Source organism: Halalkalibacter alkaliphilus (assembly GCF_023555415.1).
In the GTDB taxonomy this organism is placed as follows: Bacteria; Bacillota; Bacilli; order Bacillales; family Bacillaceae_D; genus Halalkalibacter; species Halalkalibacter alkaliphilus.
This window is the reverse complement of sequence record NZ_JAKRYL010000032.1, coordinates 1-23756: the sequence shown is the minus strand read 5'-3', so window position 1 is coordinate 23756 and position 23756 is coordinate 1. Positions and strand designations below refer to the sequence as shown.

Sequence of the window (23756 nt, the reverse complement as noted above, 5' to 3'; positions counted from 1 at the left end):
TATTCTCCATAGCTTATTTTATTAACCTATGTATTTCAATATTTGTATCAGGGTTTATACTATCAAAGCAAGGTGAAAATTATTTAGATTTAGTTTTTTGAAAACGGATTTGGTGCTAATTGTATTAGGTGTAGTTTATTTCATTATTTATATTGCTTTTTTTGAAACGGCGTTTATTATGCCTAGTTTCTTATCTGCTATTGCCATAGGCATTTCTGATTATAGGAAAGTTAACAAATTAATAAAGAATAAAACATTATAAATTGTTTTTCTTAACTAATGGATAGCATTCCTTCAACAAGGGATGCTTTTTTATGTCAATAAAAAGGAAATTAATGTTAAACTAAAGGAGTTTAATGAAAATAGGAGGGGTCGATTTGGGAGTTTTAGAAATCTTAGCTTTTTCAATTGCAGCAGGTTCGTTATCTTTAGCTTTATTTTCAATGGGGAAAGTTGAGAAACTAGAAAAGAGAATACAAGATTTAGAAGATAAAATAAAAGGAAATTAAGATATTGATATTAGACTAACGGAGTACGATAAGGAAAGAAGCTGTCGCTATTCCAGAAACGGAGAGTAAAGGTTGAACTGGGAAGTGGGTGGAATAATGTTTTTTAAGATAATAGGAAGTGTTTTTGCCGTACTAACTATTTTTGTTGCAGGATATGGGTTGCTAAATTCAACTGACAAATACACGAACTATATGATGTTTTTCATGGGCGGCACGATTTTAATGATGGGTTTAGCTGAAATACAGAGAGAGAAGAAATCCTTTTGGGGTTATCTAAATAGTACTGTTTCAGTATTTATTTTTATTGTTTGGTATCAAAGTTTGTACTAATGGGTGCAGTAGTTGAGGAGCAGGGGAACTGTATAGGTGGTGTTTTTTGTGCAACAATTTATAAAAGATGTGGGCAGGTCAATTGAATTATTTTTCTTATTGGCAATAGGTTTATATTTAACAGTAAATATAGCAGGGAATTTCTATGGAAAATACGGAATTGAATTTATGGGGAATGTTTGGGTGAATTGGTTTGGGATTTCCTATTTTCTCTTTGTAGTTTATACAGCAATTATGGGATTTTATATATTTAAGGATGTTATATTTTATAACCGATTTCTCAAATCAAAGATTTTTTGGCTCTTATTTGTCGGTTCTATATATATAATTTTAGTTCCTTTTTTCAAAGGGGAGAATCCATTCTAAATAAAATATTCTTAGGGTTTCCTATTCAACAAACGGACGCATTCCTTCAACAAGGAATGCTTTTTCCTATGTCTATAAAAAGGAAATTAATGTTAAACTAAAGGTAGCTTATATGTAGTGTGGTTTTTGACCGTATTTAACGTAAATAACGATATAAGATCAGCTTGTTTTCTAACTTTGTTTACTTATTATATTGAGTAAATAATTATAGTTTTCAACGTAAACAACGATAGGACTTACTTGGAGAGGTGGGTATGATAGGCTCGTTTGCCTGATGGAACTTTAGCTTCGCCCTTTCAAGACAAATCGTACCCATAGAGGCTCCAAGTCAAGTCCTTAAACGCTTATCTGTGATTACATGTAAACATAGATAAAAGGTGCTTTCTATCAATCTTTTTAGGACTGATACTATATATAACTGCCCAAGAGTTTAAGAAGGATTAGCTTGTCTTAAAAGGTGATGGTAAATTGAATTGGAAGTATCTTAAAATTATAATTTTTTTGTTTATCGCAATATTAACTGGATGCATTAAGGATGAACCTACTAATTTTGTCACAGATAAAACCTTTCCTACCAAAGAAGATGGTACTAGAAGTTCTACTATTTAGTCAGGGGATGCAGTGTTAGCATTAAACAAAGGTCATATTATAGAAAACGATGATTCTATGCTTCCTGAGAATGCCATTCCTATAACAACAACCTATTTATTACGTAGTTCAACGATACTATTTAATACAAATTGATATCCCACAACTGGCGTGATTGCGGAAGACAAAAGCCTAATTCCTCGTTAAAGATAAGGAGGATTAGGCTTTTTTACTTAAAATCGTTGACGTTCTTCTATTGCTAAACATGTTGACATCAAGTGGTAAATTCCGTGGAAAGTGCTGGTAAACCATGATAGAGATGGTATGTTCTTGTGGCTGTAATCACTAGGGAAGCGTGCGAACCGGCCCTGTACTTCCAAATTGATAGTTGTTTTTTCCATTTTTTTTGACAAGATACATGGCGGCATCTGCTTTCTTTATTAAAGTATGTTCATTTTCGCCATCAAAGGGGTATAGACTTATACCGATACTTGGAGAAATGAAAACTTCATTCTCATTTAATATATTGATAGGATATGATAATTTCTTAATAATTCGTTTAGCTACAGCTTCGATATCTTCTTGTTTAACATCATCTAATAAAATCATAAATTCATCCCCACCATGACGGCAGACCACATCATTTGTGCGAACGCTTTCATTTAACCGTTTAGCTATTTCTATTAATAAACGGTCGCCCGCATTATGTCCAAATGTATCATTTACTTGTTTAAAATGATCAATATCTATATACATAAGTGCGAATTGAGTATTATTTCGTTTAGAATATGATAATGATTTTTCTACGAATTTACTAAACAATGGGCGATTGGGCAAGTTTGTTAGATTATCATGGAAGGCCATGTGTTGAATTTTTTCTTCTGCCTTTTTACGATCCGTAATATCATAGGAGAAAATATTTACTTTTTTCACTTCATTTTCAACTGTAAATATAGGAGTAAAATGGGCAGCTACCCAAATAATCTCACCATCACCTCGAATGATTCGGTGTTCACTAATAAAAGTTTCACGCTTTTTTTCTGCATATATCATTTTCTCGATTTCTTCAACTTTTGGAAGATCAAATGGATGAATCATCTCTTTCCATAATAACGGGTATTGATTGAAATCTTTTTCTATATAACCATATAGCTTTTCAGTACCTAACGACAATTTAAATTTCCCTAGTTTTAAATCCACCGAACTAATACAAGCATTAGAATGACTAAAGATCCCCTCTAATTCTCCTTCTTTTTCAATCAATTTCGTACGATAATCATTTAATCTATCATATAGTTTCCCAATCCAACAAAAAAGAACCAAATATAAAAGGATACCGAAGAACAGAAAATATGCCAAAGAGGCTTCAGTTAAAGAGTGAAGAGATGTTAATGCCAAACCTATTAAAAGTAAAATAATGATTGGATTTTGTTGATCGTATAATTTCACTAGTTTCACCTGCTTTCATTAAACCAAGTCATCCAATGATCTCAATTCATTGGTTTCGATAAATTTTTTCTCTCCAACCTGCGTTCGTGAATATTCGTAAAGGTATGATAGTTTTGATCCAAAGCATGAAACCTTAAAATATACACGCCCAAAAGAATGTATAGGCTGCCATTATCACAAGATTCATTACATCAAAAAGGTTTCTTACTGGAAAACGTGCAAAAGTACATTTTGATTTAGTTATCTTAATTTTAATGCAGCAAAACTAGCCTGTGATTGATTATCAAGTATGGCCATAGAAGTAAAACAAAGCGCCTGATTTTGTGAATTTTTCAATATTAGATATTTTGTACTTCTATGTTTTCTATAAAAAGGATTTATGAAATTGATTCACTTTATATAACTATTTTACTACATATTATAAAACTATTTCACTACATATTAGGATTATTTTCGTGGAAATGTGTTAATTCAATCCGGGAATAGTAGGTTTTTCTTCCATTTAAAGGACAATTGAACTAATTAATCCCACTTGCCTTACATTTATCAATAAGTAAATTTAGATTTTCACTACTGATACCTCTTTTTTGCTAATCTGGATGAACATTCATATGATGACGGAATGCTATATGAAGCAGCTAAGCTTATTGGTGAAGGTTTGGATGTCATTACTAGCGAATAATAAATAACAGAGTGCTTGAACGAAAGAAGGAGTTGTCGCGGCGGAATAGCCTATCGCTTCTTGTGCTAACGAAGTAAAGAGTTGAATAAGCTTATACCCTTCATAAAGCTTATGAAGGCCAAACCAGTCCAGAAAAGCATGGGAAAAGGTCTTCATAAAGCTGATGCTAAACAGCCTAGAAAAGTAGAGGAAAGAGTATTCATAATCCGATGAAGACCAAAACAGACAAAAAAGCAGGGGAGAAAGTACTTATACAAACCAATATGAATATTACTTGTTAGATAACAGTCTTCTTGAGGAACTTGGGGGGAGGAGTAAATATGATACCTAAAGAATTAATGGCATACAATTATTATTGGTGGTGGAATAGGTTTATTTTTTAAGGGCTTTTGGAACGGAATAAGTGCAATGGTTTTGATATGGATTGCGAAGAGAATTGAATACTTTAATCGTACCTACGAGAAAAAGAATTTTGAATCATAGGTACTAATCGTTTTATATAGCTTAATTTAAAATAGGTGCGATGTATGAACAAGGCATTGTTTGGCATGTTCGACTAACGGAGAAGATTTGTAAAAAAATTGAAGGAAAGCTATTCACAAAAAGAGGAGTTACAAAAGGTGGACTCATTAATCTAGATAACTATTAGTTTCATCATAATTGGATTTGTTGTTCTCGTTTCTATGAAAAAAAGTATGGAAAGTAAGCTCGCTTTTATAATGCAAATATGGAAGGCGAAGAAGGTTCCATAAAAACTAAGTCCATAGTTTGGTGGATAATGAGTACAGAAGCATGGGGAATAGCTAGTATCATTCTTATTGTTTGGTCGTTTCATACTTACTTTGGATAACTGTTGGTTTCAATTGGTACTTAACAAACTGGTGCTTATTTGTAAAGAAAAGTATCTTTGGGTTGATATGATGAGTAGTTTAACGAGAAACAAGAAAGTTGAAATTGGTTTTCATATAATTATTCTTTTATTTGCGATAGGTGTTACAGCATCAGTAATTATAGGAGATAGTGAATTGGGCAGAGAAACTTTATATTTAACACTCGGAATTATGATTGGGATTGGAAGTATATATCAAATTTATAAAATTATTAGAAGCAGAAAAAAGAGCTAAAAGAATTGAAGTATTGTGAAATAATACACTTAAAGTAACGGGTGCGTTTCTATAACAACAGCAAGAACGCTTTTTGACTAACGAAGCAGGAATGTGGAATTAGAAAAACCTTCATTATTTACTGCGTAGTAAACGTACTGTGCAAAAAAAGCTAGGCATACCTAGCTTTTAGAGAGATGGTTTTCTCAATTATCATTCATGTATTAGTGCAATTCAGATTTTAAATAATCGACATGCTCTCTTTGCTTATCTAAAACAGTTTGAACAAGGTTCAAACTTTTCTCATCAAGCTTATCACGAACTAATTTTTCAGTCATTTTTATTCCGTAGAGATTTTCTCCCTTAATTGCATGTTTTAGAATTTCCTTTTCAGTCTTTGATTGATCAAATATTTGGCTAATGAAAAGTTCGATCTTACCAATAACTCCTTCACTTGTTTCTGGTGTTCCGTGGAGCTCTTGAATTCGTTCTGAAAGCAAGTCAGCATGGTGTTTTAAATCTTTTTGGATAGTAACGAATCTATTACAAAGTGGGGAAGAGTCATCAAGATTTTTAATGAATTCTTCATAAGAATGTATTCCCATATATTGACCTTGTAGTAACTGGTTTAAGATTTTTACAACATTCTGTTTTTCCGTTGGAATCAGTTCTTTCAATATTATAATCATTGCGTTTATGGTTTTAGTGAAAGAAATGTATTTATACAAAAGTCCGCCCACACTAAAAAGATACTGACATTACTTGAACACAACGTAAGAGGTTGTCTTTTTTTCATTCAGTGATTAAATCATACACCTCATCGACCACTTCTTCATCTTGAACGTCAAATTCCATTCTTAGACGATGTCGTATCATCGTCTTATTGACGGATCCTTCCGTAATATGAACAGCATTTGTTTTAATCCAATCGGCCATTTGTTGAATTTGGTTTTGTTCATTTGATTGAGTCATTCTAAATTCTCCTTCCTAAAAACCTTTTCTTACTAGCATTTTCTAAATGAACATTTATATACTTGATCAATCCGTTTCTTTCTGAGTACGACGGAAATAGGTGTGGAATACTTTTTGTTTTGGAGGTTCCGACTTCAGCTTTTCGATGAAGTTAGGTTTCGTTTGTTCCAGTAACAGACTCTTTAGCTGCTCAAGTCTTACTGTGCCAATTCCAGATATTTTTTTCGGGATGGAAATAAGGAAATCCTCTAGTTGTGGATAATACCGAATGGTAGCATGTCCTGTGCTTTCGGTTTTCCCTAATCTGTAACCAAATTCAAATGATTGTTCTATATAGGAAGAAACCTGGTGGAGACCTAAGTTTTCATAAATGGCGGGAAATTAATGAAAGACTGGAGGATCAGTGAATGATATTGATGTTATGTTCAAAATGCCGTTCCTTTCTCGTTTTTCTTTATTACTCTTATTATTCCCCAATACACATTGGAGCAGACGATTATGAGTGAGATGTTCAACACATTGAGCTTTCATTATAGAGAGCAACTTGTTATTTGCATGAATGATTACAGCCATTGAAATGTACCACCTCTGACATAGTATTTACCACCAAATGACAAAAGGTGTACCAAAGAATGACAGACTGTTTACCACTACACTAATTAACAATTGTATTACGTAGTAGACGGATACTGCGCAGTAAAGTTCTTTATTTTTATAGGGCTTTGTGAAAGAATGTACAAAAGCTAACAAGCAGGGGAGATAAATAAGGATTATTTTATATCTTCAACAATAAGTTCATATTGTGGAGGAACGAGATTTTAATTCGTTTATGAACTAGCGATCTCGTTCTTCAACTAATGCATCCTTAGTTTAGAAAGCCAAATGAAAAAAATCGGTTCCTAAACATTTTAAGGAATCGATTTTTCTAAACTTTTATTTTTTTAACGTTGTAAATCTGCTTTTTTCCCGACGGCGCTTCCTCTTAGAGTAATAAAGATTATTTATCATCGGTCAAATAATACTTCGTTAAAAGATTTTTGTTTTAGAGTGTTATTGGAACTGTTTTACTCCAGAGAAATCCAGTTATGTCTTGGGTGGTGGGGACGCGTGTACCGTCGGTTGCAGATACATAAAGGTTTGTATACTTTGGTATCCACGATACATCAATTTTAGTTGTGAAGCTACCGTTAACGGAATTGGTATAGACACGATATTCATTGGATGGGCTTTCCACTACGATACGGATTCCATTTGAAACAGGTTTGAAATCGGTTCCAGTGACTAATATCGTACCATTCTCCTTAGATACTTTGATTCTAGGTGTTCTAGGAGGTAATTCATATCGAGTCCAGCGTTTTCCTTCCTCCCAATAGGCCCCTTGTACAGAGTCGTCTAAACCCATCCACCAAACATCTATGTTGTTTTCTTTTCTCGACACTGCGGTGATACTTCCACATACATATTCAGCGTTACTTGGTGAGCCTAATAAATTATATTGCTTCCATTGTGCTCCATCTTCCCAATATGCACCTTGTACCGTGTTATGAACCCCAGTCCACCAAATATCTATAATATTTTCCTTTCTCGACACAGCGGTAATACTTCCTTCCAACAAGTTAGCACTATTTTCGGGGGCTATTTCATAACGAGTCCAGTATCCTCCTTCAACATAATAAGCCCCTTGTACCTCTCCATTTGTCCCCATCCATAATGCATCTATGATACCTAGCTTTCTCGACACAGCAGTAATTCTTCCACCTATGGAAGCAGTACCTGCTGGGGCTATTTCATAGTGAGTCCAGTATTTTCCTTCAACATAATAAGTGCCTTGTATCTCTCCGTTCGCCCCAATCCATATTACATCTATTATGTCTGGCATTCTCGACACAACAGTGATCCCACCTATGGAAGCAGTACCTGCTGGGGCTAATTCATATTGAGCCCAGGTTTCTCCTTCTTCATAATAAGCCCCTTGTACCTCTCCATTTACCCCAATCCATACTACATCTATAGTGTTTTTCTTTCTCGACATGGCTGAGATCCCAGTTGTGGAAGCAGTACCTGCTGGGGCTATTTCATAACGAGTCCAGGGTTCTCCTTCAACATAATAAGCCCCTTGTACCTCTCCATTTGCTCCAATCCATACTACATCTATGATATTTTCCTTTCTCGACACAGCTTTGATTTTATCGTTACCAAAGGAAGCAGTACCTGCAGGAGCCAATTCATAACGAGTCCAGCGTTCCCCTTCCTCCGAATACGCGCCTTGTATCGATCCGTTTAGTGCAATCCACCATACATCTATGATGCCTGGATTCCTCGACACAGCTGTGAGGCTTGTTAGGTTTTCGCAGCTGCGCAAATAACGGGAGTCGCCCGATGAATTCCAATGCTGTTTAAATGGGATTGACTTTAGATCAGGGGGAGGGACCATTTGGTAATTCCGGGATATTTGCCCATGTGTTGGCAACATCAATTGTTCCGTATTCATCTGAGATGGTATATAAAAATATGGATTACACTGTTGTCCCGAATATTTATTTAATGGCATACCATAGTAAGGTATCATCTATGTTCCTCCTCTGTCATTAAAAGGTAGTCATATAACCATATTTATTGTATGACCTGATTATCCAAAAGGTGAAAACATGAATTAGTTATAACGAGGGCAATTATCTGCTATTCAACTAGTACTTTAATACGGAAGGTAACAAAGTAAGGTATACATTTGGGGCCACCAAACCAATCATCTCAAAATTAGTTGGAAGGAAAGTATACCGACCGGGGTGCCATCTTATCACTCTAATTTTTGACACACATATATATTAAAAGTACTGTCTAATATAGGAAAGGAAGGTATAAAAAATGGATCAAAGAAATGACGATAGACAATATGGTTGGCAAGGTGTGTATGGTGGTGAAAACGCCAGTTGGGGTGGTTGGTATCGTAGTTGGAAAGGTGGAAAGGGAGGTCATGGTGCTCGGAAAGGTGGAAAGGGCGGTTATGCGGTTGATAGTTAGTAAAAACAAAAGCGATCCAAATTATAGCTACTGTCCTTTCAGATTTTTTGGAACAATTACTTACGAAAAAGAGTTGTCTACCAGCTCTTTTTCTCATATCCATCCAAAACTCGTTACAAGCAAATAAAAAAGCAAGGGCGGTAGATATTTCCACCCTTGCATATTTATTTTTCCTTAATTTACTCATTCATACCAATTTAAAACACTTAACACTACCAATCACTATTCCTTTATTGTTGTAACAATTGCAATTTTACAAGTAAATGATATCCATATATACTGTACGTTTATAGGTTTGCGTATGATGTTCACCATGAAATATATCAATTTCTTCGACAACCAGTCGTAATGGATATCCTTGATTTTCCTCTGGAATGACTACTTCACCTTCCCATATGACTACACCATTCCCATCTGGGGAGCCCGGATGGATCACTATTTCATCTAAGTTCGGTACGTCCTCCCAACCTAGGGTCTCATCCTCAATCTCAGCAAGCTGAGATTGAACTTGGACATTCATCAAACTCGTCGCAGGAGCTGCCGTATTATCTTGTAAGTTTATGATCTTTTTAGAATAGGTTACACCGCTTACCGAGACATTGTAGACGCCAGGATGATGTGGGTCCCGTGTGACAGTTAAGGAACGATCAGGTGCAGTTTGAACGATGTCTGCAAGAACTACGGGTGATATGCGTAAATCAGCAGGCTTGATCAACGAATTTGGTTGGAACCGGACAAGGGCTAGTCGGATAAACGGGTAGTAGGCATTACCGGTATCAAGATCGAGGTCACAGTACCACATCTTGCGTTCACTATCCCAATGTACTTCGTAGCAAACTACCTTTACAGGCTGATTAGGAAGTTCAAATAAATGAACATCATAAACCTCTTTATAATTCTTAAAGTCTTCTATGGTCGGCAGTGGGAGTATAGGTGAATCTCGAATGGGATCTTGACCCCAAAAAGTCAAGTAACTGTAAAGAGCTTCGTCTCGATTAGGTACTTTATTTTCAACTAAAACAATACCTAGCATCTCACCGTTTCCGGAAGACCACCATGGGCGGTCGAGATAAAGCCGAACACCTCCCCTTCGTACACTCGTAACTTTTCCATCATCCTCATTCATTTGCTGCCAAGAAAAAGTAGGCAAGACGTATTTAACTAAAGGATTAGAAGGCCTGGCTGAGCTAAGGACGTCTATTTCAATCTCTTGAGTTTCTCGAACAAGGTCCTCATTTGGCATGCTTGGTAAGAAGTACTCACGGAAGCGTGTTGTAGCCCTGACTTTGTAGCGGACACGTCGGTACTTCGTATCCCCAAATCCGTGTTTCACCACTTTGCTTGCCAAATTCATTTGTTCCTGATTTTCTGGAGTCACAAACCCTTGTAACAGGTTCCTATATACAGTTTCCGCCTCATAACTGTCGAAGACAAGGCGTGATTCGTATTCCTCTAAATGCAAGGCACTAGGGTTGTCTTTAACGAATACCTCTTTTCCGTGATCTAGCCAAATAGGTAATTCCATCACATGATCACGGAAGGGGACGGGTTCTAATTCTGGTTCAATTTTCGTTATATCATCAACTCTTTCTGTCCATTCAGCAAGAATATCAACTTTGGAAGTGCTTGGGATATGAACATAGATGTTTCCAAAGAGATATGCTTCGGTACTATTCTCCTCACGTGCTCTTATTTGAAGAGTAGGTTGCTTAGGAAAATCGAGTGGCTGTTGAACGGCGTGAACAAGAGTGATTTCTCGAAAAGGAGTGAACAACCATGTGCGGCCATTTAAGATGTCTTTTTCTAGTTCCAACAACTCCTGATCGGTCCAATTGGTTTTATCTTCCTTCACCCACTGTAAAAGTCCCATAGCCTCAAGATTTCCTCCAAACGTTGAGCTAACGCGAATGCCAGTAACGATACTTGCCTTTGGAAGATAGATGGTAAGAACTCGGGTTTTTTCGTCCCACAAAGGTCCAAAAGATCCTTCAACTATACGAATGCGGAACGGTTTAACCTCATACCAAGGATTTGCTTTTAAGTCAATGTGAAACAATTCCCCAGGATCAAGACCGGGAAGTCCGCGAAAAACCACACCAGAGGACCATGGATCTGGTAAGTAAGGAAGAATCAACTGCCCCTCAGTGTGGACTGCGTAGCCATCGGTCGATGAAGGATCTGATCCAGTGCGAATAAAGCGCACGGATGGTAACGAAACATCGTTGAATGATCCAGCCTCACGTGTAGCCAGGTAATATACATCCTGTATGACCCTGCGAATCTGATCAGGATGCATGCCGCTTTTCTTAGCATCAAGGGCTGCATCCAGCAGCCCATGCTCCTCAATCATCTGAAGCGAGGCTTTAGGTGGTGCCACATGCCTGTCGTTAAAAGGCTGATAGACAGGGTTGGCCGCAGCATATTCTTCTGTTGATTTGTTATAGTTGCTTCGAATAACCAGCCTTTCCAATGATTCACCTTCCGCATAGGCAGTCGTATCAGGATTATTCAGATTACCACTAGGGCTATACAACTGTCTAGGAACAAGTTCCGGAGGATTAACGGGATCAAAGCGGAGGTACTTAAGGTAACCTATAGGTGATTGATTAAGCAATAACGCTGCTTCAATCTTTTTTGCTTCCTCCAAATTTGGTCCATTACCTGCTAAATCAACTGTTCGGACACGGAATGTATAATCCTTTCCAAAACGGAGACGAGGTAAGGTTCCATGCTCGACCATGAAAGCTGTCTCTAGTCCAAGACGCGTCATAGCAGTGTTTTTAACTTGCTGTGGCATAGTATCAGGTTCGTCAGGATTTGGCGCACTTGGACTTGCGCTGATACTCTTGCCAGGGCGAGGTGCTGACAAACTCCAACCATCCCAAGTGAAAAGAGACTCGTGAATGTAAAGTTCCTTAACGGGATCATTAGATTCAGGAGAACTTGTGACACTTGGTTGTATAAAGCCCTCGTCAATAATCTCGAAAGACCCTGAAGCGTTAAGTATTTTATATTGGCCAAACCGCCGATGCAGTGAATACCTATTTTCATTTTGATCAATGACATCTAGACGGTACCCGCGTAAAAGATCTTCTGCATACAGGGGGTTTTCCGGTTCAGGAGGACCACTGATAAACATCTGGTTCAATTTTGCTGAGCCGTTAAAAATATCATTTAAATGCTGGGCATTCTTGTTACGTACAACCGAGATACCACCGTTACGCATGGGTGAAACTCCGGACTCTTCGTTTGTATCAATGGGTTTGTCTGTCACCTCTTTTCTATTTTGAGCCGCTATACTTGCCGCAAGATTCAAGGTTTTGAGTGCAGCACCATCAACATCAACTTGAACCAATTCAACATCCTCTTTTTTAGGAATCCAAATACCTCCATCTATTTCGTTTGTAGAAGAGTGGGCAGTAAATAGGTCTAAACCATTTTCCTCCCTATAATGATATGCCGTCCATGGACAATAGTCTTCCGTCCAAGAATGGTCTTCTGGCCAGGAAGAGTAAGAGTCTTCCGGCCAGGAAGTCAGATCATCATTTTGGCGAGTAGGGAATTGAGAAGACCAACTAGGAACGATACGCAGTTTAAACTTGCCGGGATCGTTATTTGTTTTCGGTATAGAATCAGCTGGTATATAAAGGTCTATTATCAGTCCTAAGCGTCGTAAAATCTCTGGAAAATCACCTAAGGCTGAGAGCATTTGATGGAAGTCGATTTCTTCCTCAAAGTGAGCTTTGGCTTCAGGACCATCGGGTAGTGGAGTTGGTTGAGTCCAGGCTGGGCGATAGTGAAAAAGCATGGTACGGTAATAAGCATCTTGAACATCGTTATCACGGGGGTAGCCTGGATATGGGACTCCGGGACCTGGTGGACCTGGTAGCTCTGGTGGCTCTGGTGGACCTGGTAGCTCTGGTGGACTTGGTGGTTCTTGAGTAAAAGGAAATGGCGGTATAATCGCATCTCCTGTTGTTCCTGAAGCACGACGCCTACGAGCTTCGACTTTGGCTTTTTCAAGAGACTTGTTTAACATAAAGCTTAAGCCTTCTTCAGTATTTACCTTATCGTAAAAGAGATCTTGGAGTTCGACCAGTTCATAGATTAATCGATAGATACTTACACATTCTCCATTCGAATCATCCCTTGGAGGGATCATACAAGGTAGGTCATTACGTGCTTCTTTAACAAGGTCTAGATAAAAATTCTTTAGATGATCCAACACGTTTTTAACTGGATAACTTACGATAGGCCGGTTGGAATAGTCATCAAATTCGTACGTGTGAACGGGAATATCTGACTTAAAAAGTGAACTCCAAAGCGTTTGAATGGGAGGTGGTGAAACCCTGTATGCTGGTACCACCTTATTCTGTGTTCCGTCAGCCACCTCAATTGAAAATGTCGCTCGGTCTGGCTGCATACGATATGCCCAGTTGAGAAAATCAGGAAATGAAGCCAATGTTACCCTTTCATTCGAATCATTTGAACGTAATCGTGGGTTTACGAAAACAGAAAGTCTTAAATTTCGGTTATTTCCATCCATCGTCATTCCATTGGGGAGAGCAATCCAAAGAAGACTTTGAGTCGTAGCCATAAAAAACTCCTTTATCATTTATTTTAATCGATTGAATGTAGTTTGCAGATTAATTACTTCTACGCAAATGCCATGCAATATTTTTCCCATTCATAGGGATAGCCACCTTCATATTCAGGGCCCATTATTTGAGCAAAAGTAGGATCCCCTTTTGGTCCTGCGAAACTCCGTTCAACAGTGAGGCTGATGCTCTTACTAAAAAATGCGATCTTAACGCCAACCGTTAAAGTGGCTTGCCCCCAGACTTCTACATTGGTATTTTCCTTCCTACGGATAGTTAGACCTAGGTAGAACTCAACAGTAACCGAAACCAGACCTAGAACACTCACATTGCCGCCACAGCGCAGGTAGCCAGTAAGCTTTACTTCATCCCCGGCCATACCGAAGTATATGCCTGCCATCACATAAACACCGCCACTGGCCACTCCTAGATTTATGCTTATATTCCCACCAAATTCAATGGATGCCTCAATTCCTTCTATTCCTTTAGCACTGAGTGCAAGACTAAAGAAACCTCCTCCTGCAAAGCCCATTACCGAGACATTAAATGGCTTTTGGCGCTCCGAAATGGAAAATGTTACACCAGCAGGCTGATCGACAAAGGGTAGAGACAGAGCTGCACTAAGATCGATATTCTCAAAGCTGAAAATACCAACACCGAAAGACGGGATACCCAGTGTGAAACCTGATGTAACGCCAGTTGCTGACACATCTATGAAAGGTGGGTCGGAAAAGGCATTAGGCGGTATGATGTTTTTTATTGTTTCTACAAATTCAAGCGGCCCCTGGAATATCAGGTCGAGGCCTTCTGCACTGACATCCATTTTCTTACCATTCTCAGCTGTAAACCTTAACGCAGAAAATTTAAGCAACATGGCATCGACAAATTCCAAAGCAAACTCTTGTAGCTTGCCTAGTACCATGTAGGTAGGAGGGCTACCGTCGGGTGCAGTTACCATTTGTACATTTATGCTTAGTTGAGCATCGTTCCGAAATCTTGTATCCTCTTTTTTTGTTAAGAAACGAAAGAATGCTTTCTCATCACCCGGCCAGGTTTTAATACTGGGCTTCCACAAATAGCGTGTTTCTATGGCATCATTTGGCAGTAGACGTTTCGTTAGCATAGGGGCTACTAGCTTAAAATTTGGATCATCAAGTTTCGGTATTAATTCGTCGGGTGTTAAAGTTGATTCTATCTCCTTTATTTTTAATGGATCAAAGCTTACTTCTTCTAGAATATCATTAAGTGTGATACCTCCCAGGAATCGGGCGGCATTATCTAACATTTTTTTTGGGTCGAACTTGCCTAATTTTATATCGTCTGGGTTAGCAACAGGGCCGAGCGCTCTCGACAATCCCTCAATCGTTGTTTTGGGTGTGATTAGGCCGCCGGCTTTCTCTGTAGGTAAGGATAGGTCTAGTTTAGCAAGCTTCGCAAAAACTTCACCTTTATTCAATGTTGTATCAAAACCATGATCTAAGTACGTTTTTTCAAATTCAATAGATTTTTTATCTAATTTCCGACCTGTTACCTGTTCAGCAGCAGGAATGTTCACTTCCGCTAACTCCACTTGCGGGAGAAACCTAGGTTGAAAGTAAGGCAACTTCAAGTCACTTAACACTGTATCTTTTTCACTTGTAACAGGTTGTGCCATAAATTTCACTGTTGCTGTTTCGAGTGTAGTCTTACCCTTACTGTCAGCGTCAGTATTAGTAAAGGCAATAGGCTGGTGGTTTAAAGGGACATTTCGTAAATTTGCGTAGCTATTATAGATATCAACTATTTCTTGCCAATTTGGTGGTTTCTCATTGAATGGAACGCACAGTAGAGGCCGTTCAAACGAAACAATGTTCCCATCCCAATCTTCTGCGACCATTTTGAAGCGAAATGGTTCGTCTTTCTCTTTATTTTTCTCGGTAGGCCAGAAAGGCGTAGCGGGACCTAAGTTCTTAGGCCAAGGATATTTTTCACTAGGACCCAGCTTGGGAGTTGTACGTGTGGTGATTTTTATCCACTTAAATGGCATTTCTCGACGGCCGTGCTTGTAAACAGGATCTAGTGTTTCGTAATTTTTCATAGGCTCTCGGACTTCGAGGTATTTATATTGTCGAAGAATTGCTTGTGCCCCCTTCTGCCCGTTTGGAATACCGTTAAATTGTCGTTCCGTGATGGTAACTATAGATACCAGATGCCCTGTATCACAAAGAAAGGCCTTCTCTACAGTTTTAACAAATTGGTCTCTGCCCTGGGTCATAATGTGCTGCCATTGCTCTAGGGATAAACCTTTATAACCAAGAGGGTAATTCCATGCAGCATCAAAGTTAGCCCAAGCTCCTGCAGAAGAAAGCATCAGTCGTCGTATATTGATAGGACTCGGTTTGAATTCCGAGAAATCTGTTGTCAACCGTACAATCTGATTAAGGTTCTCCTGGGTTAGGGTGCGTTTTTCCTTTTCATCTTCAATTGGAATATGGCGATTTGACGTAGTAATAAGATGCGTTTTGCCGCCTTCACGTACTATGTTTTCGTTTTCTTTCTTCTTTTCTCCAAGTTGTGTATGCCATAACACAAATCGACCATCTTGACCCTGAGATCGAATGATATTATACCAAACGCCTGATTCGTCAGGAGAAAGATAGAGACCCGTCGGGATTTCCAGTGCAGTCTTTCCCTCAAAAATCTTCGGGTTAGGTAGGGAATCTGGCATTGGAAGATCTGGTAATTTTGGCAACACGGGTTTGTAATCCTTCCAGTTTAGCAAAGTTTCCAGTGTGAACGGCCATTTGTCTTCATAGTCAGGAAGCTCGAACACTAGGCGGCTTGGTCCGGAAAGCATGGCTTTGATTGGAGTATTTACAATTACATTTTCTGGGGATACCTCTTCTACAATATGCTGTGCGGGAAAGTAAACGATTAAGACTGCCGGTTCACCTGCATTCCTCCTGGCAAGGTGTAGAGGAGATCCTACAGTGTGTATGTTGACTAGTTCAAAGATTAGATCTAGAAAGTCTTCTTTCCGTAAAACTCGGATAAAAAGATTATCATTAGACACAAATTTCTCTCCCTTCTTTAGTAAAAAAAGGATTAGCTTGTCATCAAAGCAGCTGGCTTTAATAAAAATCAAGATTCTTAAACAAAAATATGCATTGTGGAAATGTGATAGACCATAATTTTCCAAACAGTTGGGTCGTCGATAAATTCTGAAATTTTACCCATATCCCCATATGTAATCCGCTCCTAACGATAAACGTCTTGTGCTATTTTATAATTTTATTTTCATAATAAATTTTTCGGTATTGAAAAGGATTTAAAATGACATCGGAGAGGGAAATAAGCGAAATAGCGGAAATTAATAAAGTTCACTGATATAGACTAATTGAATAAAATAAGAGGGAACAAATGAAAGGGGGAGATGAACATGGAAAGCTATCTTTACAAACGTACTTATGTTACATTGACCGATGGCTCTGACTTTTGGTACTATCCGACTTTGATTAAAAGAACTTCAGTTGCAGGATACCGTTGGGATGGGCTCCGTTGGGTGGAAAACAGAATTGACTTAAGAAGAATCCGCTGGTGTAATTGTTTTGAACGAACGGAGGAATAGGCTAATAATAAGAGACTTTTAAACTATTATAACTATATTATACAAGTCCATAGATTAAATGGAAAATACATCCTTATATGTTAAGGGTGTATTCCTTTTAAAGATTCCTATATGCAAATGTACATCTGACGGCCAGATTGTTTTTCTGCAAATAATAAAAATTACCATGGAGGGTGATATTTATCATTAATGAAAAAAAACCTCTCAATGAGACGAGGCAGTATTTTTCCATATCGTTACATCCCTTTTTTGAATATATACTAAGAGGCAATACAATCTTTTCTCACTGTAAACAGTTCATAATCCCATATTAATATCTAGCTTTAGGATAGAGTGCCGGGATAGCCGCTACAACACCACCAGGAGCAAGTACGTACCATGGAATGTCAAAGTAAACACCTTTATTGCCACCTAAAGTATTAGCCGAAGTTATTGTTCCACCTCCGATCTTTAAAATGCCAGAAATAACGGCTATTGCTCCAGCCTCCGGTGCAGATAGTACTCCCAATGCAACCAACCCAGCTGCAATGGCGGCCGCATTAGAACCCGAATTTATTGCATCAGCTAGCCATCGTGTGGATGCATCATCAAGGGCTAATTGCCACGTCTGCGTACGCCAACTCCAATTTAATCCGACTGGCGGACGATAGGGGTCCGCTCTTGTGTAAACCGGATATACAGTAGAGGGTGTACCAGGAAATGCATTAGGATATGCTGGCATATTCCAATTACCAGTGTAATCATTTACATTTGACATCTTATTAATAACCTCCTTTTATTTCACCATTAAGGTGTAATGCAGTCTATGTACTTTAGCATAATATTGTGTAAATATTTCCCAAAAAAACAATCGTATATTTCTTTAAAGCCAGAGGTACCTAACAGGGAACAGTTCTTTTGATCCTTAAGTAGGTTGCGTAATGAAGCAAAAGAACCGTTCCCATGCTTCCAAGAAGGGGAGATAATAATGCTGTATATTGTAAGACCTAATGATACTTTGCATAGTATCGCAAGCAGATTTGGAAGTACTATTCAGGAGATTAGGAGTCAAAATGTGATTTGTCATCCAGACATGATTATTTCTGGAATGCCTTTAATAATCCCTAAAAATGGGGTTGACCTGCCACTGGCTGGTGGAAGTCCGTATTATATTGTATCACCAGGGGACTCGTTGCAGTGTTTAGCATTATATTTTCATACAACCGAAAAGAATCTAATCGAAACAAACCAATTGTATTCTCCAGTAGAGATTGGAAGGGAATTACTTATTGGTATCCAGCAACATCACCCAAAAGATCTTTACGAAATGTGGAAGAAAGCAGGGGATACTGAGTGGGGGTGCAGTTCCGCTTCCAATCATGAAGTGTTTTACAGGGGATCCTATGAATGGGAGGCTATTGGAGATGCTGGCATTCCTTATTTAGCCGAACTGCTGGAGCATCCATGTAGCGGAATAACGATGGGAGCCATTGAGGGTTTAGGCCGAATTGCCAGCAGCAATACACAAAAAACGTTAACAGCTTATGTTCAGACAGCCAATGAACCATTATATATAGATCTAGCAAGGGTAGCCTTGGAAAGAATACTGATTGTACAGCAAACGAAAAATAAACGATTCCATGTTACGACGAATGACTGGATGATCTTACATGAGCCTAAATCAGGATCTCATCAAACAAATATTCCAAAGGGTACGGTCGTAGTTGGGTTACGCTGGAATATCCCGAGCCCTTATTATGAGGAGGGGCCAAAGGGAGGATTACAAATGTTTGATTATATTAAAATAGTGGAAACTGGTCAAACTGGATTCCTCCCACGAGTTGGTTATAATGCCATTTGGTTAATTTAAAATTTCTAATATCTATTTATGGGTAGATACCCATTTATACAAAGACAATCACTCCACAATTACTCAGTCGTAGAATTGGAAGCCCAGTTGTAGGTAAAGTACAATGGTGAAACAAAATTTACATTAGTAAGTAATCATTTTTAGGCAATGACACAATTATGTACAGACAAGATTCAGGAACATAAACAGTTAAATATAATTTTACTGTTAGAAAGGAAGATAAAAGGAGTGATAGACTTGTTTCATTGTCATTTTCCTGTGACCCTATATTCCCATCAGTATTCTCATCCTGCAACCCAATATTTCTATCCGCAAGCTCAGCCAGTAAGCCGAAATTCCCACCCGTATATTCAGCCTGCAAGCTCATATTTCCATCCCAATCCTCCAGTCGTAAGTGATTCTGATGATACTGCTCGAGATTACGACCGAATGAAGGTGACAACTAAAGAAATCACCGTTTTTCGGTTTCCGCAACATAGCTCAGATATTGATAGACTTCCTCTACAAGAAAAGGCGAAGATGGATGCATTGGCTAAGGAAATAGCAGATAGCTTTATTCTAGGAAAATCACCTATTGTTGCTTTCGTAATTGCTGGACACGCAGACAGAGATCGTCGAGGTGCTGATTTTGAGATGCAAGTAAGTGTTGCACGAGCAGAAGCAGCACAAAATTGGCTTGTTAATAAAGCCAAAGAACTTGTGAGACAGCGTGGTGGCGATCCTGCTGAAGTTGATGCAGCCGAGTTTTCTTTGTTCGGCTACGGAGCAAGTGATCTTTATACTACGGCTACAACATTACCTGAAAGAGAAATGAATCGTCGAATTGTCGTAAAGTATGCTGCTGTTGAGATGGATCCACCTTTAGACGCCATTGGGTATGCACCGAATCTAGCTCGCGCAGTTTCGTTAGTGCAACTTCATATTAATCGTAATCCTGAACGGATGAGACGTATTCAATGTGCTTTGACAAAGTTGGCTAACCCTGGGACTGACGATACGTATTTTGAATGGGGCTCGCTTCGTCAATACCCCGGTGACCTGAAGGGGTTAACCCATGAACAGATCCTTGGCATCGCAAGAAATATCATTCACTCACTTCGAAGAGACATTGCAAACAATAATCAGTACGGTATTCTAGTGCCGGACGACTTAGTAATACAAAATCTTCTTAAATGGGAAGAAAACGTCCGGATTGTTAAGAAAGAATTAATAAGACAACATGGTATACCAGGTATGGGAAATATTCATAAGTCTGTAGGACGATACATTGCCAGGAATGAGAACAATCCAAACAGCATTTTGAGTTGTTTCAAGGGTACCTAATAATAGAAAAATATCGAGGCAGTACGTAGGTTTTACGTAATTAGTCAGAAGATGTGGCATTTGGATATCAAAAAGGGGGTTCTCCCAAGGTATATTAGACAATCACCCATTTATAGAAGGACAATTACCATTTAATTAAACATCCATATATAATATCGGGAAAATATAATTAAACCGTTGAGGAGTGACAGACTTTGTATTATTATCCATATTTAAATCAATTGCAAAAACATCATCCCTACTATAAACCAAACTCAATAGCCCTCCCATTAAGGCATCACCCAAATTTATATCCCGCTTATTCACACCAAAATAATCCGAATCACTATAATTCGTATCCTAAAGTTCCTTATGAAAATAGACCCGAAATTACTAAAGTTGAAGTACATCTAGCGGGAATTTTATGTGAAAAAGCAGGTTTTGGCGAGTTTAATGTTTTAGAAATCTACGGTAATATCATGGCTAACGATACTTTACTATGGAGTGTCGATTCAAAAAATCATATAAAAATTAGAGAAGGTAATATTTACCCGATTCAAGTGAACAAAGTAATCCTTTTAGAATCAGGTCAACCTCTAAGAATACACGGTCATTTATGGGAATGGGACGGTGATAATCTATACGATCCTAATGATGATATGGGTAAAGCTCAAATGACTTTTATAGATTTTAGTCCTGATGGTGAGAGACATACTTTGAAATTTCAAGCAAAGGACCAAATTGTTAGAGTTATTTTTTACGTCCGATCCGTAGAATAAGTGATAAGGTCAGAGAAGGTATCTAAAACAACTGTCCCTCGATGCCCCTCCGGTGGTTGAAATATACTCCTTCCAATGGCATTGGAATATGAAAGTATACCATTCTATTTCAAAAGCAAACGACCTAATAAGGAGCAATTGAAACTAGAGGAGATGGACTGCATTGAGCAGTCGATGATGGTTTCCATTTACACTAAAAATATGAAGTTCCACCTGCTCTCCCTCATAAGCAACAACTAACCCTGGTTACCAGCGATAATTAGCAGCTTCCCAACGTCCATCTTCATCAGGTTTAAAATATAGCCTCCTCCTTCTAGTAGCGGTGTGTCAGGGAGGGAAATGCTATTTGTTCCACCTGTTAATTAAGGCTGATTGGAGTTATTATAATGGGAAATACTGATATATTCAATTATGTCAATTATTAGATAACTAAAGGAAGTCTGGTGGTGAAAAAATGGACAAAAATTTCAAGCCCAGCGGTTACAATTCTTTATCGCCTTATTTTGTAGTCAACGGTGCTCAAAAAATGGTGGACTTATTAACCAAGTTATTTAATGGGAAAGAGCTGCGACGCTACGATATGCCTGACGGATCAATTATGCATGTAGAAAATTCAAATTGATGATTCCGTCGTCATGATAGGGGACGCTTCGGAGCAATTCCCCCCTAATACCCATCTCATTCATATTTATGTGCCTGACGTAGACGCAGTATTTGAAAAAGCCATGACATTAGGGTGCTTTTGTATGGAATTACCAAATGTAAGAAGAGGTGATCCCGACAGAAGGGGAACGTTTAAAGATTTTGCAGGTAATATATGGTCAGTTGCAACTCAGCTTTAAAAGATAACCTTCTTTAATAACAGTTTCCAGAATTTTCAGATGGAAGTATTCACGAACCATGTTCGTCTATCCCTATAATAGGGAGATAAAACGAACTAGTTCGGAAAATAGGATTTATATGAAACCACGGGAAAACCAGAATGGAGTAGAACCTAGATGTTGACATTATCAGAAGTTCGTAAAGTAGCATTATCACTAGCTGTAACTAGAGAAATAGAACATTGGGGAAAAGCTTCATTTAGAATCAACAATAAGATTTTTTTAGTTATTCAGTAAGATATGAAAACAGTAACTGTAAAAACAACAAAAGAAGAAAGAGAATTACTAACAGGAATGGATCCTAAGACATACAGGATTCCGGAAACTTTTTCAAACTAAATTACATGAATATCAATCTGGATACTGCAAAAGAAGATGAGGTAACAGAATTAATCAAGAATGCTTGGGGGAGAGTTGCTCCTAAGAAGATATCAAAGGCATATTTTTAAAGCTGATTCGAAGAAGCCCGATGCATCATATAACAATGCATTCACGCTGCGGTCGGCATACGCCGACTCTTGGTCGGAGAGGGATTTCGGAGAAGCGAATTCAGGCGACAACTCCTGCACCGGCTAAGTCTTCGACCCAACGGCTCCCGAGCTTAAGATAAGAGCTATCTAAAGAACGGCAACCACTTTAAGCAGGTGAGGTTTCGTGAATGCGCAGACGTTAGCTGAAACCGACTAAACATTACAAGGAGAGTTTACTCATAGAAGTTGTAATCAAAAAATTAGATACTGAAGAGATAAAGCAATGTTGGAAAAGAGCATTCAAAGCCCATAATAAAAACCGTCTTGATGATTATTATGATAATTGTTTGAATGATAATCGGTCAGGAAGACGTGTAACATTATTAGCTTTTATTGGAGATTTCAACGCTGCACCGCGCACCGCGGCTTGGGTTGCGGGCAGGCAATAACGGAGAAGTGAATCGAAGAGGTTAATCAAGCAGAAAGCCGCAAACACATTCCCGAGACTAACCGAGTCGGCTCGCCTTCACCAAGAAAGGAATTTCTAAGTTCAGGCTTCACCTGTAAGGCTCATGGGCGTTGTAGATACTAGACCGATAGTCTAATTGCTGCTTCGCAGCAAATAGAGATAAGAAATAATCAATTTTAGCAGATTTTTTGCTGCACAGTACAATGATACTATTCACTAAGAATAATAATCTACAATTGTTGCGATAGAGTAAACCAAAAGCCTAATCCCTCGGTATATGAGGATTAGGCTTTTTCACTTCAAAACCGTTAGCGTTCTTCTATTGGTAAACACGTTGACAGTAAGTGGTAAATTTCGTGGCAACTGATGGTAAAAAACACGGCACAGCTGGTACATTCTTGTGTCTGTAATCAGCATGAACATGTAAAAGCGATGAAAAGCTTCCTTATATAAAAATCTTCTTTGTTTTTTTAAGAATTAGTCTATAAATAGAAACTGTGGTAAATGTATAGTAGCGGAAAAAATTGTTGTTATTCGTGTCGAACTATGATAGATTATTAAATCTAGCCGCAAAAATTAATTTCAAATTAACCATTGCGCAGAATTGTTTATTGTGATAAATTATTACTTGTCGCTACGAATGATTGATTTGTTCGTAACGAGTTGAGAAAATAACTTTCAAAAAGTTATTGCGCAGAACAAAAAGATATGTTAAGATAATAAATGTCGCTGATGAAACAGCGCATAAGAGTTCTTTGAAAACTGAACAAAAGCCAAGCGG

General features: G+C 38.3%; 18 protein-coding genes and 2 pseudogenes. 12 read left to right on the top strand and 8 right to left on the bottom strand.

Annotated elements, in window-relative coordinates; genetic code table 11:
* Window positions 1-377 precede the first annotated feature (377 nt).
* The 3 genes from MF646_RS23335 to MF646_RS20845 all read left to right on the top strand — a co-directional run bounded on the left by MF646_RS23335 (window position 378) and on the right by MF646_RS20845 (window position 1205).
* Entirely contained in the window at window positions 378-509 is a 132-nt protein-coding gene (locus MF646_RS23335) for a hypothetical protein (protein ID WP_275980395.1), read from the top strand.
* A gap of 96 nt (window positions 510-605) precedes the next feature.
* Window positions 606-839: a DUF3953 domain-containing protein gene (locus MF646_RS20850; protein ID WP_250098433.1), complete on the top strand. Its 234-nt coding sequence runs from the start codon at window positions 606-608 to the stop codon at window positions 837-839.
* Window positions 840-887: 48 nt separating this feature from the next.
* Window positions 888-1205 carry a hypothetical protein gene (locus tag MF646_RS20845; protein WP_250098432.1) on the top strand — a complete coding sequence of 106 codons (318 nt, stop codon included), beginning with the start codon at window positions 888-890 and terminating at the stop codon, window positions 1203-1205.
* Between the two features lie 933 nt (window positions 1206-2138).
* On the opposite strand, the gene MF646_RS20840 is transcribed toward MF646_RS20845, so the two are convergent.
* Complete coding sequence (locus MF646_RS20840) at window positions 2139-3242, bottom strand: sensor domain-containing protein (protein WP_250098431.1); 1104 nt, start codon at window positions 3240-3242, stop codon at window positions 2139-2141.
* Between the two features lie 67 nt (window positions 3243-3309).
* On the opposite strand from MF646_RS20840, the pseudogene MF646_RS20835 reads away from it, so the two are divergent.
* From MF646_RS20835 to MF646_RS20830, 3 genes and pseudogenes are all read left to right on the top strand, one after another.
* A pseudogene (locus MF646_RS20835) lies at window positions 3310-3522 on the top strand (IS5/IS1182 family transposase); the annotation flags it as partial.
* Between the two features lie 1040 nt (window positions 3523-4562).
* Window positions 4563-4774, top strand: a pseudogene (locus MF646_RS23550) (hypothetical protein).
* A gap of 70 nt (window positions 4775-4844) precedes the next feature.
* Window positions 4845-5048: a hypothetical protein gene (locus tag MF646_RS20830; RefSeq protein ID WP_250098430.1), complete on the top strand. Its 204-nt coding sequence runs from the start codon at window positions 4845-4847 to the stop codon at window positions 5046-5048.
* 203 nt (window positions 5049-5251) lie between these two features.
* On the opposite strand, the gene MF646_RS20825 is transcribed toward MF646_RS20830, so the two are convergent.
* From MF646_RS20825 to MF646_RS20815, 3 genes are all read right to left on the bottom strand, one after another.
* Window positions 5252-5755 (bottom strand): DUF2383 domain-containing protein, encoded by a 504-nt coding sequence (locus MF646_RS20825; RefSeq protein ID WP_250098429.1) that lies wholly within the window; start codon window positions 5753-5755, stop codon window positions 5252-5254.
* A 64-nt stretch (window positions 5756-5819) separates the two neighbouring features.
* Window positions 5820-5999 carry a hypothetical protein gene (locus tag MF646_RS20820; protein WP_250098428.1) on the bottom strand — a complete coding sequence of 60 codons (180 nt, stop codon included), beginning with the start codon at window positions 5997-5999 and terminating at the stop codon, window positions 5820-5822.
* Between the two features lie 1042 nt (window positions 6000-7041).
* The gene (locus MF646_RS20815; RefSeq protein WP_250098427.1) at window positions 7042-8568 is read right to left on the bottom strand and encodes a hypothetical protein; all 1527 of its coding nucleotides are present in this window, start codon (window positions 8566-8568) and stop codon (window positions 7042-7044) included.
* A gap of 296 nt (window positions 8569-8864) precedes the next feature.
* On the opposite strand from MF646_RS20815, the gene MF646_RS20810 reads away from it, so the two are divergent.
* The gene (locus tag MF646_RS20810) at window positions 8865-9020 is read left to right on the top strand and encodes a hypothetical protein (protein ID WP_250098426.1); all 156 of its coding nucleotides are present in this window, start codon (window positions 8865-8867) and stop codon (window positions 9018-9020) included.
* A gap of 253 nt (window positions 9021-9273) precedes the next feature.
* Here the strand turns inward: MF646_RS20810 and MF646_RS20805 are convergent, their stop codons facing one another.
* Together MF646_RS20805 and MF646_RS20800 are read right to left on the bottom strand one after the other, a co-directional pair.
* Window positions 9274-13617 (bottom strand): hypothetical protein, encoded by a 4344-nt coding sequence (locus MF646_RS20805; protein ID WP_250098425.1) that lies wholly within the window; start codon window positions 13615-13617, stop codon window positions 9274-9276.
* Window positions 13618-13676: 59 nt separating this feature from the next.
* Window positions 13677-16670 (bottom strand): hypothetical protein, encoded by a 2994-nt coding sequence (locus MF646_RS20800; RefSeq protein ID WP_250098424.1) that lies wholly within the window; start codon window positions 16668-16670, stop codon window positions 13677-13679.
* A gap of 366 nt (window positions 16671-17036) precedes the next feature.
* Here MF646_RS20800 and MF646_RS20795 point away from each other — a divergent pair, with 366 nt between their 5' ends.
* Entirely contained in the window at window positions 17037-17225 is a 189-nt protein-coding gene (locus MF646_RS20795) for a hypothetical protein (RefSeq protein WP_250098423.1), read from the top strand.
* A gap of 310 nt (window positions 17226-17535) precedes the next feature.
* Here MF646_RS20795 and MF646_RS20790 read toward each other — a convergent pair whose 3' ends face one another.
* A complete protein-coding gene (locus MF646_RS20790; RefSeq protein ID WP_250098422.1) occupies window positions 17536-17982 on the bottom strand; it encodes a hypothetical protein in 447 nt (148 codons plus the stop codon).
* Window positions 17983-18192: 210 nt separating this feature from the next.
* On the opposite strand from MF646_RS20790, the gene MF646_RS20785 reads away from it, so the two are divergent.
* Window positions 18193-19074 carry a LysM peptidoglycan-binding domain-containing protein gene (locus tag MF646_RS20785; protein WP_250098421.1) on the top strand — a complete coding sequence of 294 codons (882 nt, stop codon included), beginning with the start codon at window positions 18193-18195 and terminating at the stop codon, window positions 19072-19074.
* Window positions 19075-19192: 118 nt separating this feature from the next.
* On the opposite strand, the gene MF646_RS20780 is transcribed toward MF646_RS20785, so the two are convergent.
* Window positions 19193-19516, bottom strand: coding sequence for a hypothetical protein (locus tag MF646_RS20780; protein WP_250098420.1), 324 nt, complete (start codon window positions 19514-19516; stop codon window positions 19193-19195).
* Between MF646_RS20780 and MF646_RS20775 the strand changes: the two genes are divergently transcribed.
* The 3 genes from MF646_RS20775 (at window position 19504) to MF646_RS20765 (ending at window position 21777) form a co-directional block, all read left to right on the top strand.
* Window positions 19504-20397 (top strand): OmpA family protein, encoded by an 894-nt coding sequence (locus MF646_RS20775; protein WP_250098419.1) that lies wholly within the window; start codon window positions 19504-19506, stop codon window positions 20395-20397. The genes MF646_RS20780 and MF646_RS20775 overlap by 13 nt on opposite strands.
* Before the next feature lie 194 nt (window positions 20398-20591).
* Complete coding sequence (locus tag MF646_RS20770) at window positions 20592-21155, top strand: hypothetical protein (protein WP_250098418.1); 564 nt, start codon at window positions 20592-20594, stop codon at window positions 21153-21155.
* A gap of 454 nt (window positions 21156-21609) precedes the next feature.
* Entirely contained in the window at window positions 21610-21777 is a 168-nt protein-coding gene (locus MF646_RS20765) for a VOC family protein (RefSeq protein WP_250098417.1), read from the top strand.
* Window positions 21778-23756 lie beyond the last annotated feature (1979 nt).

What these genes read in the sequence shown, in the direction of transcription:
- MF646_RS20850 (WP_250098433.1), top strand. Translation starts at nt 606, where the DNA reads ATGTTTTTTAAGATAATAGGAAGTGTTTTTGCCGTACTAACTATTTTT.
- MF646_RS20830 (WP_250098430.1), top strand. Translation starts at nt 4,845, where the DNA reads ATGAGTAGTTTAACGAGAAACAAGAAAGTTGAAATTGGTTTTCATATA.
- MF646_RS20820 (WP_250098428.1), bottom strand. Translation starts at nt 5,999, where the DNA reads ATGACTCAATCAAATGAACAAAACCAAATTCAACAAATGGCCGATTGG.
- MF646_RS20815 (WP_250098427.1), bottom strand. Translation starts at nt 8,568, where the DNA reads ATGATACCTTACTATGGTATGCCATTAAATAAATATTCGGGACAACAG.
- MF646_RS20810 (WP_250098426.1), top strand. Translation starts at nt 8,865, where the DNA reads ATGGATCAAAGAAATGACGATAGACAATATGGTTGGCAAGGTGTGTAT.
- MF646_RS20805 (WP_250098425.1), bottom strand. Translation starts at nt 13,617, where the DNA reads ATGGCTACGACTCAAAGTCTTCTTTGGATTGCTCTCCCCAATGGAATG.
- MF646_RS20795 (WP_250098423.1), top strand. Translation starts at nt 17,037, where the DNA reads ATGGAAAGCTATCTTTACAAACGTACTTATGTTACATTGACCGATGGC.
- MF646_RS20790 (WP_250098422.1), bottom strand. Translation starts at nt 17,982, where the DNA reads ATGTCAAATGTAAATGATTACACTGGTAATTGGAATATGCCAGCATAT.
- MF646_RS20785 (WP_250098421.1), top strand. Translation starts at nt 18,193, where the DNA reads ATGCTGTATATTGTAAGACCTAATGATACTTTGCATAGTATCGCAAGC.
- MF646_RS20775 (WP_250098419.1), top strand. Translation starts at nt 19,504, where the DNA reads ATGAAGGTGACAACTAAAGAAATCACCGTTTTTCGGTTTCCGCAACAT.
- MF646_RS20765 (WP_250098417.1), top strand. Translation starts at nt 21,610, where the DNA reads ATGGACAAAAATTTCAAGCCCAGCGGTTACAATTCTTTATCGCCTTAT.